Consider the following 16,498-nt stretch of genomic DNA (forward strand, 5'->3'; position numbering starts at 1 on the left):
CAGTGGCTTTGGGAGGCGTCGGGCCGGTGATACTCTCACCGGCGGGGTTAATGACCCGAACTATAGGTTCACAACCTCCGGTTGTCAACCAGAAGTTGAACGGGCAGGAGGTCGCTGGTGAGCCGGGTGATCAGCTATATCGACGGCTTCAACCTGTACTTTGGCCTCAAGGGCAAAGGCTGGAAGCGCTATTACTGGCTGGACCTGGCTGCTCTGTCAACGTCGCTGCTCAAGCCAGAGCAGACCCTGCTGGCCACGCATTACTTCACGGCGCGTCTGCGCATGGCCGGCAAAAACCATGCGGACAAGCAGCGCCAGGACGACTATCTGGACGCCCTGGCCACCCGGCCTAACCTGCATATTCACCACGGTCATTACTTGAAAAAAATGCGCCAGTGCCGCAGCTGCGGCGCCCAGTGGCCGGATTACGAAGAGAAGATGACGGACGTCAATATCGCCGTACAGTTGCTGGCTGACGCTTTTGACGATCATTTTGACACCGCGCTGATCATCTCGGCTGATAGTGACCTGACCACTCCCGTGCAGTTCGTACGCAAGCGGTTTCCGCAAAAACGGATTATCGTCGCCCAGCCGCCAGGGCGGAACTCGGTACAGCTGGCCAACGCGGCTACAGCCGCGTTCACCCTGAGCCAGACCAAAATCCGGCAGAGCCAGCTACCCGACACCATCACGACCAGTGCGGGCATTGTGTTGCAACGCCCCGCGACTTGGAAATAAACAGGAACAAGATGACAGACATAAAATCACCCAAAAAACTCATCGAAGTCGCCCTGCCGCTGGATGATATCAATGTAGCTTCGACAAATGAGAAGCAGCCATTCACGCGCAATCACCCACGCTCCATTCACATTTGGTGGGCAAGGCGCCCTTTTGTAACGGCCAGGGCCATCCTATTTGCACAACTGGTGAACGACCCCGGCTACCAGCGCGAGCTGGGCTATGGGGTCAACAAGAAAGAGGCGGAGATCAAGCGCGAGAAGCTGTTCCAGATCATTCGCGACCTGGTGAAGTGGGAGAATACCAACAACGAAGAGGTCTTGAACCGCGCCCGCGAGGCGATCTGGGAAAGCTGGCGAGAGACCTGCCACCTCAACCGCAACCACCCGCAGGCTGCGGAGCTGTTCAACCCCGACAAGCTGCCCGCTTTCCACGACCCTTTTGCCGGAGGCGGTGCCATTCCTCTGGAGGCCCAGCGTCTGGGGCTGGAAAGCTACGCCAGTGACCTGAACCCGGTGGCGGTGATGATCAACAAGGCCATGATCGAGATTCCGCCCAAGTTCGCTGGGCAAAAGCCTGTAGGCCCGCTGCCGGAAGGCGAGAAACAGCCGGATATGATGGAAGACTGGGCCGGGGCCAAGGGCTTGGCCGAGGATGTGCGCCGCTATGGCCACTGGATGCGCGAAGAGGCCTTTGAACGCATTGGCCACCTCTACCCCAAAATCAAAATTACCCCGAAGATGGTGGCCGAGCGGCCAGACCTGAAAGCCTACGAAGGTGAAGAACTGACAGTGATTGCCTGGCTGTGGGCCAGAACGGTGAAAAGTCCTAACCCTGCCTTTAGTGACGTGGATGTGCCTCTGGTGCGTTCGTTTGTGCTATCCAGCAAAAAGGGCAAAGAGGCCTGGGTAGAGCCGGTTATCGAGGGTAACACCTATCACTTTGAAGTCAGGATGGGCAAACAGCCCGCCGATGCTATTGCTGGAACGGTAGAGCGTACCGGCGCCACCTGCATCATGTCGCAGACAGCCATGCCGTTTAAGTATGTCCGCGAGGAAGGTAAAGCCGGACGCATGGGCGAGCGATTGATGGCAATTGTGGCTGAAGGTAATCGGGGCCGGGTTTACCTCTCACCGACTGAGGAAATGATACAGGTCGCTCGTAAAGCCCAGCCCGAGTGGAAACCGGAGCACAACCTGCCAGTAAATCCACGGGACTTCAAAACACCGAACTATGGACTCAATACCTTTGGCGACCTCTTCACCCCCCGCCAACTGGTGGCCTTAACCACCTTCTCCGATCTGGTGCAGGAAGCCCGCGAAAAAGCCATTGCAGATGCCAAAGCCGCCGGCCTGCCGGATGATGGCCAAGGCCTGGCCCAAGGCGGCTCAGGGGCTACTGCCTATGGGGAGGCCATATCGGTGTACTTAGGGCTTGCAACATCTCGTTGGTCAGATATGTCAAACTCCGTTTGTAGCTGGAACTCAACCAACCAGAATGTCCGAGCGCTATTTGCGCGACAAGCAATACCAATGAATTGGGATTTTGTTGAGCTATCCCCCTTTTCAAAAGTTGGCCCTTGGTTCTCTTCAGTTGAGTCCATTTTCAACGCGTTCGCTTCAATACCAGCTAATACAGCAAGCTACTCGCTACAAGTTGACGCAGCCACCTCGGACCATGCACAAAACAAGATAGTTTCCTGCGACCCACCTTATTACGACAACATTGGCTACGCAGATTTATCCGATTTTTTCTATATCTGGCTGCGTCGCTCCTTGCGCAATATCTATCCCGCGTTATTCGGCACTATGGCGGTACCCAAGGCGGAAGAACTGGTCGCCACACCCTATCGCCACGGCAGCAAGGAAAAAGCAGAAACCTTCTTTATGGATGGCATGACCCGCGCCATTCATAACATGGCAGAGAAGTCACATCCGGCTTTTCCTGTTTCGATCTATTACGCATTTAAGCAGTCGGAAACCAAGGAAGGCAGTACCACCAGCACTGGATGGGTCACATTCCTCGAGGCAGTAATTCAGGCTGGCTTTTCCATTGACGGGACCTGGCCTGTGCGAACTGAACGAGAAGGTCGCAGTATCGGCATCGGCAGTAACGCCCTGGCCTCATCCATCGTTCTGGTCTGCCGCAAACGCGAAGCCAACGCCGAGTCCATTTCCCGCCGCGACTTCCAGCGCCAGTTGCGCGAGGAAATGCCCGAGGCCCTGGAAACCATGATCGGCGGCCAGACCGGTCAGACGCCCATCGCTCCGGTGGACTTGGCCCAGGCCGCCATAGGCCCCGGCATGGCCATCTTCTCCAAATACGAAGCCGTGCTGAACCAGGACGGCTCCAAAATGAGCGTGCACGACGCCCTGGTGCTGATCAACCGTGCCATCACCGAATACCTGAGCCCGGAGTCCGGCAGTTTCGATGCCGACACCCAGTTCTGCGCCAATTGGTTCGACCAATACGGCTGGAGCGCCGGCCCCTTTGGCGAGGCGGATACCCTCTCCCGCGCCAAAGGCACCAGCGTGGACGGTGTGCGCGAAGCGGGCGTGGTGGAATCCGGCGGCGGCAAGGTGCGCCTGCTCAAATGGAGCGAGTACGAGGCGGATTGGGATCCCACACGGGACCAGCGCACCCCCATCTGGGAAGCCTGCCACCAGATGATTCGCCGTCTCAATAATCAGGGCGAATCCGCCGCGGGCGAGTTGCTGGCCAAGATGCCGGAGAAAGGCGAATCCATCCGCCAGCTTGCCTACCACCTGTACACCCTGTGCGAGCGCAAGAAGTGGGCCGAGGAAGCCCGCGCTTACAACGAACTGATCGGCTCCTGGCACGCCATCGTCGCCGCCTCCCACGAGGTCGGCCACGCCGGCGAGCAGCACGGACTGGACTTTTGAGGAGTAGACCATGAGTTTGAAACCCTGGCGTGAGATCGCCCGCCCCCACAAAGACGTTCTGGAAGGCTCCTTCAAGCAGTCTGAGTTTGCTGCCGACATCACCCAAGTGGCCAGCGGCACGGCGCCCGCTGAATATCAGGACGCGGAGAAGTTCTTCTCCCGCACCTACATCACCGAAGGCATGCGCCTGTTGCTGATCTCGGTGGCGCAACGCCTGGCGGGCCAGGGCGGCGATCCGGTCATCCAGCTGCAAACCGCCTTCGGTGGCGGTAAGACCCATACCATGCTCGCGGTGTACCACCTGGCCAGCCGTGAAGTGAGTACCGACAAGCTGATGGGCGTGCCACCGGTACTGGATGAGGCCGGTATCCACGACCTGCCCCGCGCAAAGATCGCGGTGATCGACGGTATCAAACTGTCACCCAGTCAGCCGCGCAAATACGGCAACACCTCCGTTAATACTCTGTGGGGAGAACTGGCCTATCAGCTGCTCGGTGAGCAAGGCTATGAGATGGTCGCCGGCAGCGATGCCGATGGCACTTCGCCGGGCAAAGAGGTTTTGACCGCGCTGATTCGACAGGCGGCGCCGTGCGTGATTCTAATCGATGAGCTGGTGGCGTTTATCCGTCAGCTGGAGCTGGGCAAGCAGTACAAGGCCGGCACCTTCGACAGCAACATCAGCTTTATTCAGGGCCTGACCGAGGCCATGAAGGCTGTGCCTAACGCCATCCTGTTGGCCTCGCTACCCGAGTCCGAGCTGGAGGTGGGCGGGACCATGGGCCAGCGCGCCCTGAACTCCCTGGAGAAATACTTCGCCCGGGTGGAGTCGGTCTGGAAGCCGGTGGGCACCGAGGAAGCGTTCGAGATCGTGCGCCGGCGGCTGTTCGAGAACCCGGGCGAGCGCGCTCAGGTGGAAGGCATCAGCCGCCAGTTTTCCGACTTCTACCGGCAGCACGCCGACAAGTTCCCGGTTGAGACCCAGTCCAACGAATACTTCGAGCGTCTGTGCCGCTCCTACCCTATCCACCCGGAGATCTTCGACCGGCTCTACGAGGATTGGTCCACTCTGGAAAAATTCCAGCGCACCCGCGGCGTGCTCCAATACATGGCCATCGTCATCCACCGGCTGTGGAACTCGGACAACAAAGACGCGCTGATCATGCCTGGCTCGCTGCCGCTGGAAGACAGCAATGTACGCAACAAGAGCATCCACTACCTGCCCCAGGGCTGGGAGCCGGTGATCGAACGCGAGGTAGACGGGCCGCGTTCCGCCCCCTACGACATCGACGGTCACCACACGCTATTCGGTGGTGTGCAGGCCGCGCGCCGCACCGCCCGCACTATTTTCCTGGGCAGTGCGCCGTCCACACGGGAGCAGATGATTCGCGGCGTTCAGGCCGAGCGCATTTTGCTCGGAACGGTACAGCCCGGTCAGGCTATTGGTGTGTTCGAGGACGTGCTCAAGCGCCTGCGCGACCGTTTGCACTATCTCTATGCCGAGCAGGACCGCTACTGGCTGGATACCAAGCCCAACCTGCGCCGGGAAATGGAGAGCCGCAAGCAGAACATAAACGAACGGGATGAACTGCTGCCCCTGTTAAAGGAGCGTGTGAACCGCATCTTCGGCCGCAACCACCAGTTTGGCGGTATCCATGTGTTCACCCCCTCGGTGGACGTGCCCGACGACTACGGCTCCGGCCCAAGGCTGGTGGTGCTGCCGACCAATGCCGCCTACAGCCGCGCCGAGACCAATCAGGCCTTTGGGGAAGCCGAAAAAATCCTGCGCAACCGCGGCGACCAACCGCGCCAGAAGCAGAACCGGTTGATCTTCCTGGCACCGGATTTCGACGTGGTCAGCCGGCTGAAGGAACAGGGCCGCATCTACCTCGCCTGGAGATCCATCGTTACGGATATCGAGAGCGGCACCCTCAATCAGGACCTGACCCATCTGAACCAGGCCAAGCGCCACCGGGACGGCTCGGAGCAGTCCCTGACGCAGCTGATACGGGAAACCTACAAGTGGCTGATCGCACCGGTTGAAGAATTCATCAAGGGCAAGCCGACCCTGAATTGGGAAGTGGTCTCCGTATCACCCACGGCCCCCAACCTGGTACAGGCGATCGAAGACAAACTGCGCGAGGAGGAATGGCTGATCTACGAGTGGTCCCCGATCCACCTGCGCAACGTGCTGAAACAGTGGTATTTGAAGGACGGGGTGACAGAAGTCAGCGCGCTCAAGGTCTGGCAAGACACCTGCCACTACCTCTACCTGCCGCGGCTGGTGAACGACAACGTCTTCCGTAACGCCATTGCTCAGGGCGTTGAAAGCGAGGACTACTTTGGCTTCGCCTCCGACAAGGAGGGCGATCGCTACCTCGGCTTCAGTTTCGGCCGAGGCTCCATCGCTTCTCTGGACGAATCTTCGTTGCTGATTGACCGTGAAGCGGCCGCAGCCTATGCAGAGCGCATCCGTCAGGCCATGCAGCCAACACCACAACCGACCCAACCCGGCGAAACCGGCGGAACACCAACCCCTGGCACGACAAGCGAAACAGGCACAACGCCACCCCCGACCCCAGGTGAAACGGGACAACCGAGTGCAGGAAGCACCGCTGCCGTGAAAAAGCAGTTCTACGGCACCATCGCCCTGGACCCGGTGAAAGCGAAGATGGATTTCGCCACCCTCATGGACGAAGTAGTGCAGCAGTTCACCGCCAAACTGGGCGTCGACGTGACGATCTCAGTCGAAATCGAAGCCAAGAGCCGCGACGGATTTGATGAGGCGCTGCAGCGGACTGTGAAGGAGAACTGCAACGTGCTGCGGTTTAGCAACGCTGAGTTCGAAGAGGAGTAAGCGTGCAGTTTATAAAAGGTGGACCGGACATCCCTGAGCGCCTACTACAGGCGCATGAGGATGGACGCGTTGTTTTTTTCTGCGGAGCTGGCATCTCCTACCCAGCTCGTCTACCTGGATTTGCCGGCCTTGTGAAGCAGATTTTCGAGTCACTGGGTGAGGAGCCCAATTCAGTACAACAGGCGGCGATCAAAGCCGGGCAGTTCGACACCGCCATTGGCTTGTTGGAATCAGACATCGTCGGCGGTCGCGAGGCAGTGCGGCCGACGCTTGCGAGCATCCTGACGCCAGACCTCAGCGCCCCGAACGCAATGGCAACTCACGAGGCCTTGCTGACATTAGGCAAATGCCGTGATGGCCGCACGCGGCTGGTCACCACCAACTTCGACCGCCTCTTCGAGGAAGTGATTACCACGAGGTCGCTTTCGGTCGAGCGTTTCCAAGCGCCGCTGCTGCCAGTACCTAAGAACCGTTGGGATGGGCTGGTTTACCTGCATGGCCTGCTGACTGCCACTTCAACGCCGAGTGATCTGGATCGTCTGGTCGTCTCCAGCGGCGACTTCGGCTTGGCGTACCTTACCGAACGCTGGGCGGCCCGCTTCGTCAGCGAGCTGTTTCGCAACTATACCGTTTGTTTCGTGGGCTACAGCATCAATGATCCGGTGCTGCGCTATATGATGGACGCACTCGCTGCCGACCGCCTGCTTGGCGAGTCGCCGCCGGAGATGTTCGCCTTTGGCAGTCACTCCAAAGGTAGAAAGGAGGAGCGCGCCAACGAATGGCGCGCCAAGAACGTTACACCCATTCTATACCGCGAACATAATCGTCACGCCTACCTGCACAAGACCTTGCGAGCCTGGGCTGAGACGTACCGCGACGGTGTACGCGGCAAGGAGCGCATCGTCATCGAGTCCGCCATGGCTCGCCCCTTGGCGAGCACGGAGCAGGACGACTTCGTCGGCCGGCTAATTTGGGCGCTGAGCGATCCGCATGGCCTGCCTGCCAAGCGGTTTGCCGAGTTGGACCCGGTCCCATCGCTGGATTGGTTAGCAACTTTGAGCGAAGAACGCTATAAGCAGGCTGACCTGCCCCGTTTCGGCGTGCTGCCCAAGTCGAACTATGACGACAATCTGTCATTTAGTTTGACCCGGAGACCGTCCCCCTACGACTTGGCCCCCTGGATGGTTCTCGTCGATACCGGAGGACGTGGTGCCCAGTGGGATGAAGTAATGCGGCAGATTTCCCGCTGGCTTATAAGACATCTCGATGATCCGTCTCTGCTGCTGTGGCTGGCCAAGCGTGGTAGCCGACTACACGACAACCTAGCGTGGTGGATCGATCACCGACTGGACGAGTTGGCCAAGCTCGAACACGATGGCAACACGGATGAACTGGACCGTATCCGTGCCAACGCTCCAAACGCGATTCCACGCCCAATAATGCAGACGCTTTGGCGCCTGTTATTGACGGGGCGTGTTAGGTCATGGGCCCGCGACTTCAATCTTTACCGCTGGCAAGGCTGCTTCAAACGTGACGGCCTAACCACTGCCTTGCGTCTGGAACTACGCGATGCGCTCACGCCACGAGTATCGCTACGTGAACCGTTTCGTTGGACTGAGGAGGATGGTGATACCCGCGAACCGCAGCGTGTTAAGGATCTCGTTGAATGGGAGATCGTATTGTCCACGGATCATGTCCATTCCAGCTTGCGCGATCTGCCCAAGGATAAACGATGGACTGCGGCATTGCCGGAGTTGCTATCCGATTTCACCGGCCTGCTAGGCGATGCGCTCGATCTAATGCGCGAGCTCGGCGGCGCGGATGACAGAAGTGATCTGTCCTACGTTCATCAACCCTCGATCAGTGAGCACCCTCAGAACAAGGACTTCCACGACTGGACGGCCTTGATCGAACTGACCCGGGATGCGTGGCTAGCCACGGCGGCGCAATCCCGCGAGCGCGCGGCACTCACGGCGGGATCGTGGTCGCACACGCCCTATCCGCTGTTCCGGCGCTTGTCGTTCTTCGCCGCAGCGCAAGACGATGTCATACCCCGTCGCCGGGCGCTCGATTGGCTGCTTGCTGATGATCATTGGTGGTTGTGGTCGGTGGAAACCGAACGTGAATCCATGCGCTTGCTGGTTGCTCTTGCACCGCAACTCGATGAGCTGATGTTGGAAGAACTTGAGCAGGCCATCCTTGCTGGACCACCCCGCGGTATGTTCAAGGACGACATCGAGCCCGAGCGCTGGGCTAGGATCGTGGACCGGGAGATTTGGCTGCGACTGGCGAAGATCGCCCAGGCTGGCGCTGTCTTGGGCGAAGCTGGCAAGAAAAGGCTGGACGCACTTTCAGCCCAGTATCCAGAGTGGGAGCTAGCGGCGGATCAGCGTGATGAATTTCCATACTGGATGGGCGATGGTGACGAGTGGCGCAAGTTCGTTGCCACACCTCGTCGTCGCCGTGAGCTGATCGAATGGCTCAAGCGGCAACCTGCCACAGACCACTGGCAGGAAGACGACTGGCGACAACGCTGCCGCGACAACTTTGCTACCACGGCCTGTGCCTTGTGCGCCTTAGCCAGGGAAGGTGTCTGGCCAACCGAGCGCTGGCGTGAGGCCCTGCAGGCCTGGTCAGAGGAAAAACTCATCAAGCGCTCATGGCGCTACATGGCACCGGTGATAGCCGATGCTCCAGACGAAGTACTGCAAACACTTGCTCATGGCGTCAGCTGGTGGATTCAGGCCATCGCCAAGACCTTCGAAGGCCATGAGAAGCTATTTCTTTCGCTCACGAGCCGTATCCTGGCGTTGGATCATCAGGAAGGTGTCGACACCGACGACCCTGTGATGCGCGCAATCAATCATCCGATAGGCCACGTTACACAGGCGCTGCTACACTGGTGGTACCGAAGGTCATTGGAAGATGAGCAGGGCCTTCCCGACGAGCTAAGCCCCATCTTTACGGCACTTTGTGATACTCGTATTGATAAATACCGGCATGGCCGCGTATTACTAACGGCACACGTTATCGCCTTATTTCGCGTGGACCCAGACTGGGCAAGACAAAATCTGCTACCACTATTTGACTGGCAGCATTCCGAAAGTGAGGCCCGTTCTGCATGGGAAGGCTTCCTCTGGTCGCCACGACTTTATCGCCCACTGATGGAAGCAATCAAACCCTTCTTCCTCGACACTGCTCGACACTATGCAGCCCTTGGTAAACACGATGGGCAATACGCAGCCCTGCTCACATTTGCCGCATTAGACCCCGGTGACACGTTCACAACTGCTGAATTGGGTCGCGCCACTCGCGCACTGCCATCGGATGGCCTCCACGACGCCGCACAAGCCCTTGTCCGCGCGCTCGAAGGAGCGGGTAATCAGCGTGCCGACTACTGGGCCAACAGGGTCGCTCCTTACCTCCGCTCGATTTGGCCAAAGACAAGGAAACACACTTCACCGAATATTGCGGAAAGCCTCGGACGTTTGTGCGTGGCGGCACAGGACGCCTTTCCAGAAGCATTCACTATGCTTCGGGCTTGGTTACAACCGCCTGCACATCCAGACTTCCTGGTCCATCAACTTCACGAAGCCGATCTCTGTCGACAGTTCCCCCAACCTTCACTGGATTTTCTGGACTTGGTGATCGGCGAACAAGCACAGTGGCCACCCGGTGACTTGGGTGCTTGCTTGGAACAAATTCGAAACGTCGATCCAGCATTGGAAAACGATGCGAGATATGAGCGATTGTTAGCCTACCTGCGCCGGCATAACCGAGGCTGAAGCTCCTCTTCCGTCACAAGAAATTCCAGCATAAAACCTGGCCTCAGCATTTCTTCGTCGAATCAGTCCCTTTAGTTTTCTTCCTGCAGCCCACACCCACCGCATCAGTTGTGCTGGCACTTCTGCATGCTCCTCCCGATTCACCTTTCTGGGCAACGTGGACCGCTGAAGTGCCCCTGCCCCCAGGTTGAAAGTGAACGACACCAGCGCATCGTACTGACCATCGGTCAGGGGCACGTCGATCAGCCGCAGGACGGCGCGTTCGGCCGCCTGGACATCCCGGCGCAGCAGGTCCTCGGCCTCTGGCTCGGTGACGCCCTGCCCGTACCGGTCCCGCTCATGACCCCGAACCAGATGGCCGTAGCCGATGGTCGGGTATCCGGCCGGGCAAATGTAGACGGTCGGGCTGAACCCCTCGAAGTATTTGATCAGGTCCAGTCCGTCCTGAGTGATGTGCCGCATCTCACTGCCCTCGCGCCTTGGCCAGTGCGCGCTGGCCAAACCAGAAACTCATCACCGCCGCGAACAGCGCCTGGGTCTCCGGATCCCAGATCTGCGGCAGGGCCACCACGAATGCGAGTCCCTAGTCGGCCATCAGAACGTACAGGGCGCTGAGTTTCACGGCGGTGAACAGCAGGAAGAAGGCATAGGTGATCACCGGGCGCACCGATGCGCGCAAGCCGTCCACCCATTTCACACCGGTGAGCCGGTTGTCATGCTTGTAGAGTGCCTGGCTCTCGGCGATGTCCGCCTCCACGGAGATCTCTTCCAGGCGCTGGCTGTGCCCCAGCCGCATCTGCCCCACCAACAAATGAAAGCGGAACGCGTTGATATATAAGGCTTTTATATATTCTCCGTTCCGCTTTTTTGTTCAAGTGCCGAAAAAGTGTCGAATTGATATATTGGCGGCCTTGCAAGCTTTCCGCGGTAACGGGAACCTTCTGGCAAATCCGCGCAGTAGGAACCTGAATAGTCCGACTCGGCGAAATACAGATTTGAGCTGCCTATGTGGCGGACGAGCTTACGGCTATGTGGAAGCTAAAAGTGAAACCCCAAGCATTCTCGCCGAGAGCGCCATCCTTGCACAGACGCCCCAACCTGCAGCCGGCTTCCCGATATTAAATGACCGCTATTGATCTCGTGGCTGCCGCCACCGGGCGCCTTAGCTTCGTCGCATCGGGAAAAAGTCTTCCGCTTGCGTCAGCATCTTCAGAATCACCAACGCGAACGCACGGCTTTTAGTTTCGTTATCCAATACTTCCAGTGACAGTTTTTCATGATCTGTCATGGCATCCAGCACCGTTTCCAACACGCGCTTGGGGAACAGCCCGTGCATCACCTGTTCCGCCGAGTGATTGTTAACCTGGGCCATGACATCCTCCTGGCGGCTAATGCGCTGGGCAATGCCTGAAAGAAATTGCAGCTGATCATCGTCGCTAACCTCGGCGCCGAAGATATCATTCAGCGCTTTAATAATTTCCGACAAGCGCTTTTTATCAGGATCATGGGCCTTGCCGCTGCCCACAGCGGTAACGGGCTTGAGCCCGTACTCTCCGTCTTCATCGCCCAGACGCAACCGATGTTCCGCTCGTTTCGCCAACCGGTAGTGAGTGAGTTTCAAATCGCCTATATCCACCGCCTCGTCGTCGAGGCGGTCGCCATGTAGCAGCGGGTGAAGGTGTTTGTAGTACACGCACAACTGTTCGAGCTCTTGATCATCGTAGGCGACGATCTGGGACAAAAACTCGTACAACCGCACGAAACTGCGCAGGTTCTTGCGGAACAGGTCGAGCTGGTCTATCTGCTCGCCAGCCTCTTTGAGCGCATGTTCGGCGTTCTTCAACCCGACAGCGTCACCATTGGCTTCAGCCGTACGCTTACAGTCCAGCGCTTGCTGTTGGGCTTCGATACTAAAGGCATAGCGTTTGGCAAAACGCTCCCGAGCTGGAGCACAGTAATAACTGAGCTTGCTGGCCGGCGCTTTGGGATCGAAAAATGCCAGCGCAAAGGCTTCTACCTCCCTCCAATAATAGATGCCCTCGGCATCCAGCTTTTTCTGCAGGTCATAGATGAGCTGCGGATCGGTGACATCGGTCAACTCAGCCTTGGCGTAGTACGGCAGGAAGGCATCGAGAATATCCTGAGCCTCGTTGAAGAAATCGAGGATGAAGGTCTGCTTGCCCGGGAACAGGCGGTTCAGCCGCGACAGGGTCTGCACGCAGTCCACACCTTGCAGCTTCTTGTCCACGTACATGGCGCACAGCTTGGGTTGATCGAAGCCGGTCTGGTACTTGTTGGCGGCGATCATAACGTTGAAATCCTGGGTGTCGAAGGCATCCGCCAGGTCCCGCCCGTTCAGGCCAGCATTGAGCAGGCTGCTGTTCTCGGTCACCTCTTCAGGAATGACCTCATCGGGCAGTACGCTACCGGAGAACGCCACCAGCGGATGCACATCGGTGTAACCCATCTGTTTAACGTAGGCGACCATCGCCAACTGGTAACGCACCGCCTCCTGCCGGCTGCTGGTGACCACCATGGCCTTGGCCTGGCCGTCGAGCAGGTGGCGGATGTTGGCGCGGAAGTGCTCGACGATCACCTCCACCTTCTGGCTGATGTTGTACGGATGCAGGCGCACCCAGCGGGCGAGTTTCTGCCGTGCTTTCTTCGAGTCCACCTCCTCGTCGCCGCCATCCGGGTGTGCGATCTTCCAGGCGGTGCTGTAGGTGGTGTAGTTCTGCAACACATCGAGAATGAAGCCCTCCTCGATGGCCTGACGCATGGAGTACAGATGGAATGCCTCGGGCTTGTTGTCAGGGCCGCGTGGCAGGGTTGGATCAGGCGCGCGACCGAACAGCTCCAGGGTCTTGGCCTTGGGCGTGGCGGTAAAGGCGTAATAGCTGATGCGTTCATTCGGCGCGCGGGCGGCCACGGCGGCATCCAGCAGCTCTTCGGCGCTGATCTCTTCCTGATCCTGGCTATCAGCGCCAGGGGCATCGCTGCCGAGAATCTGCTTCAGCTTGCTGGCCGAGGAGCCGGTCTGCGAGGAATGCGCCTCGTCAGCGATCACAGCATAGCGCCCACTGGCCAGCTGGGGATGCTTGTCCAGCGCGTCGAACAGTGCCGGAAAGGTCTGGATGGTAACAATGATGATACGAGTCTGTTCAGCCAGCGCTTCGGCAAGCTGCTCGGACTTGCTCTTGTTACCGATATCCCGGGTGATGCACCTGACCACGCCTTGGGCATGCTCGAACTGGTAGATGGTGTCCTGCAGCTGTTTGTCCAGCACGGTGCGATCGGTAATGACAATCACCGAACTGAACAGCTTCTGACCATCATCCCCATACAGGGCAGCCAGCTGATGCGCCGTCCAGGCAATGGAGTTGGACTTGCCAGAGCCGGCGCTGTGCTGGATCAGGTAGCGCTGCCCCGGCCCTTCGGCACGGGTGGTGTCGATCAGCTGGTTTACCACATCCCATTGGTGGTAGCGCGGGAAGATCATGGTTTCCTGAGTGATCTTTTTACCGTCGACGTCTTCCTTTACGGTCTTCTGCAGATGCAGGAAGCGGCCCAGCACCTTGAGCCAGGCATCCGGCTGGAACAACTGGCTCCACAGGTAGCCGGTAGCGTACTGACTGTCATCCGGTGGCGGCGGGTTACCGGCACCGTCATCCAGGCTGCCCATGTTGAAGGGCAGGAAGAAGGTGTCCTTGCCCGCCAGCCTGGTGGTCATGGCCACCTCACTCTGGCCTACCGCAAAGTGCACCAGCGCACCCCGCTTGAAGGTCAGCAGCGGCTCGGGCTTGCGGGTCAGCGGGTCTTTTACCGGACGGTCGTAGCGGTACTGGTGCTTGGCCTTTTCCACCGCCTGCTTGAACTCGCTTTTCAGCTCCAGCGTAGCGGTGGGGATGCCGTTGACGAACAGCACCAGATCCAGACGCGGGTTGTAGCTTTGCCCGCCGTTCGCGGCTTCCCGCGCGTGCGGCGAATAAGATACCTCCGGCACCACGCGCAGGCGATTGCACTGGTAGCGTCGCAGGGTGTCCGGGTTCATACCGTGGTCGGGTTTGAAGCTGCAGGCCTCGATCTTCACCCCCGGCAACTTGAAGCCATGGCGCAGCACATCCAGGGTGCCGCTCTGCTCCAGCTCGCGCACCAGCTTCTGCACCAGCACGCCGTCCGGGTTGTTCGGGTTAGCCTTGGCGAACTTCTCCCAGCGCTCCGGCCAGGCGTCCTTGAAGTAGCCGAGAAAGTCCTCGGTATACAGGGCGGTGACCTCGTCGTAGCCGCTGGCGGGGCCGGTGAGCCAGCCTTGGGCGGTCATGGCGCTGATGATGTCCTGTTGGAACTGGTGTTCCTTGCTGATGGCCATGCTCATTCCCCTTCCAAAGCGTCTACCCCCGAGGCATCGGCAATCTTCGCCGCCCCGGATTTCGTCTAAAACCTGTCTAAACACCGTCTAATTCGTCTAAATGTTGTCTTGCCGCTTAGGGACTAAAACCCAGCGCTGCTTGCCTTGAACTCGTTGTCTATCAATGGTTTGGTCGCGTCTTGACATTGCGTACATCAGGTTGCGAAACTTATTTTCCTTCTGCTGATCGTCTAAGGCATCCGACAATTTGTCTAAAACAAGCCCTCTCAGGTCACCTCTGCTAGCCGAGCCATACTCTCGCAGATAGTCAAGAATCAGGTCCTTGTAGTAGGCGTCATCAAAAGCACGATTGCGGATATATTCGCCCTTGTTCCCGGTGGTCTGCGCTATTTCAGCTGCAAGATAATAGTTTGGCTTGCGCCCCTCAATTAGCCCCTGCCTGCGCAGCAAAGCAGCTGCATCAGCCGTGATCTTCTGTTTTTTCTGTACCTGATCCAACAAAATCACGGTGTTGAGCGGCAGGTCCTGGTGCTCCAGTAACAAGCGGGTGTAATTCTCATCAATGACATGCCCATAGATTTCCAGCACCACTGTGTCCGAAGATGACTTGCTGTAATCAGGCAGAGGAAAATAACGCTTACGCTGCGACTGAGTCATAGCGCTGATCCCAAAGCCCATGGTATCGATCATCCCCAGATTAACCATCGCATGGGTCAACCAAGGATTACGATAACGGCTCGGCGTAACTTCACCACCGAAGTAGTCCTCCGGCTTGCCTTCGTAGAAACCGCCAGCATTTTCAAACACCAGCCGGTCTGCACGCTCAGTCACCAGGATGCGCGAGCGCAGCCGGTAGTCCTGATGCGCAATACAGTTATGCAGGGCCTCCAGAATCACTCGGGTGTCATATTTGCTTACTTCGGTAGACAGCAGCTGGTTCTTCGGAAACAGCTTGTACCCGACATTGCGGATACGGTGCAGCACCTCTGTCGTGCTGAGTAGATACGGGGGCTCAAAGTGCTCATAGGCTCGCTCTTCACCAACGAGCTTCCAGGTAATTTGCGCCAAGGTCGGCAGGAAATGTGCTGCTTCTGGCCGACCTAGCAGCAATAATGCGGTGTGAGTGATTTTACCTTGGATAGTGACTTTGGCTTTATCGAGAAACGTCGGTAAATCCCAATCACGAATATCAGAAGCAAAAGGCGCTCTTTCATGCTTCTCCGAAAACTTTTCACGGGCCAGCTCAAGCGCGGCTGGGTCCAGGTCAGCTAGCGTGGCGCCCTCAACAATCTGCGCTGACCAATCAGTGACTTCCAGCGGCTCTTGCAGGATCGCTTCCAAGCGCTCCTGACGCATCTCCACCAGCGAGTCATTCAAACGCTGCCAGGCTTTGTCATGGGCATACACCGGCATCCGTGGTCGATGCTTGGGAATATGAAAAACCCACACTGTTCTGTGGGTGTCGTCCGTGGTGAAAGACTCAATGCGAAAGCCCTCAGAGTCCAACGCCCGGCACCGCTCCAATACACGCTGCCGCACATTATCGACCGTATGGTTGCCGAAGTCCTGAATACCCACGATGCGCAGCGTAGCGTCCTCTACCCCGATCACCAGGTGACCACCTTCCATATTAGCGATAGCGGACAGATAACTGATGACGTCTTTACCAGCGCCACCAACCAATGCATGACGCAGACTTTTGAACTCTTTCCACTCACAGGTGGCGTCTTCCCTGGGGAAGTGCTGTATCAGATACTTCTGCAAACGCGCTTCATTCATAGAATTCACCGCTCACCGACTCCGGCTGGGCTTGTGTCTCATGTGTAAGGATGCAGGCGGAATCCTTACA

8 protein-coding genes are annotated in these 16,498 nt (G+C 58.1%); 4 read left to right on the plus strand and 4 right to left on the minus strand.

Translation table 11 applies throughout. The features are described 5' to 3' along the window. Positions 1-117: 117 nt before the first annotated feature. The 4 genes from MU846_RS10180 to dsr1 are packed head-to-tail and all read left to right on the plus strand — an operon-like array spanning position 118 to position 10,280. A complete protein-coding gene (locus tag MU846_RS10180) occupies positions 118-738 on the plus strand; it encodes an NYN domain-containing protein (RefSeq protein ID WP_246952335.1) in 621 nt (206 codons plus the stop codon). A gap of 11 nt (positions 739-749) precedes the next feature. Then, complete coding sequence (locus tag MU846_RS10185; protein ID WP_246952337.1) at positions 750-3,641, plus strand: DUF1156 domain-containing protein; 2,892 nt, start codon at positions 750-752, stop codon at positions 3,639-3,641. A gap of 10 nt (positions 3,642-3,651) precedes the next feature. After that, positions 3,652-6,495 (plus strand): ATP-binding protein, encoded by a 2,844-nt coding sequence (locus MU846_RS10190; protein WP_246952339.1) that lies wholly within the window; start codon positions 3,652-3,654, stop codon positions 6,493-6,495. A 2-nt stretch (positions 6,496-6,497) separates the two neighbouring features. Continuing rightward, positions 6,498-10,280 carry an anti-phage defense-associated sirtuin Dsr1 gene (gene dsr1 / locus MU846_RS10195; protein ID WP_246952341.1) on the plus strand — a complete coding sequence of 1,261 codons (3,783 nt, stop codon included), beginning with the start codon at positions 6,498-6,500 and terminating at the stop codon, positions 10,278-10,280. On the opposite strand, the gene MU846_RS10200 is transcribed toward dsr1, so the two are convergent. The 4 genes from MU846_RS10200 to MU846_RS10215 form a co-directional block, all read right to left on the minus strand. Beyond that, positions 10,248-10,742 (minus strand): lysozyme, encoded by a 495-nt coding sequence (locus tag MU846_RS10200; protein ID WP_246952343.1) that lies wholly within the window; start codon positions 10,740-10,742, stop codon positions 10,248-10,250. The genes dsr1 and MU846_RS10200 overlap by 33 nt on opposite strands. Positions 10,743-10,863: 121 nt before the next feature. Beyond that, the gene (locus tag MU846_RS10205; protein ID WP_246952345.1) at positions 10,864-11,076 is read right to left on the minus strand and encodes a hypothetical protein; all 213 of its coding nucleotides are present in this window, start codon (positions 11,074-11,076) and stop codon (positions 10,864-10,866) included. Positions 11,077-11,442: 366 nt separating this feature from the next. After that, positions 11,443-14,649 (minus strand): type I restriction endonuclease subunit R, encoded by a 3,207-nt coding sequence (locus tag MU846_RS10210; protein WP_246952347.1) that lies wholly within the window; start codon positions 14,647-14,649, stop codon positions 11,443-11,445. Positions 14,650-14,745: 96 nt separating this feature from the next. After that, positions 14,746-16,428: an RNA/DNA-binding domain-containing protein gene (locus MU846_RS10215; RefSeq protein ID WP_246952349.1), complete on the minus strand. Its 1,683-nt coding sequence runs from the start codon at positions 16,426-16,428 to the stop codon at positions 14,746-14,748. Between the last annotated feature and the right edge of the window lie 70 nt (positions 16,429-16,498).

Source organism: Alcanivorax quisquiliarum, from assembly GCF_023051175.1.
GTDB classification, from domain to species: domain Bacteria; phylum Pseudomonadota; class Gammaproteobacteria; order Pseudomonadales; family Alcanivoracaceae; genus Isoalcanivorax; species Isoalcanivorax quisquiliarum.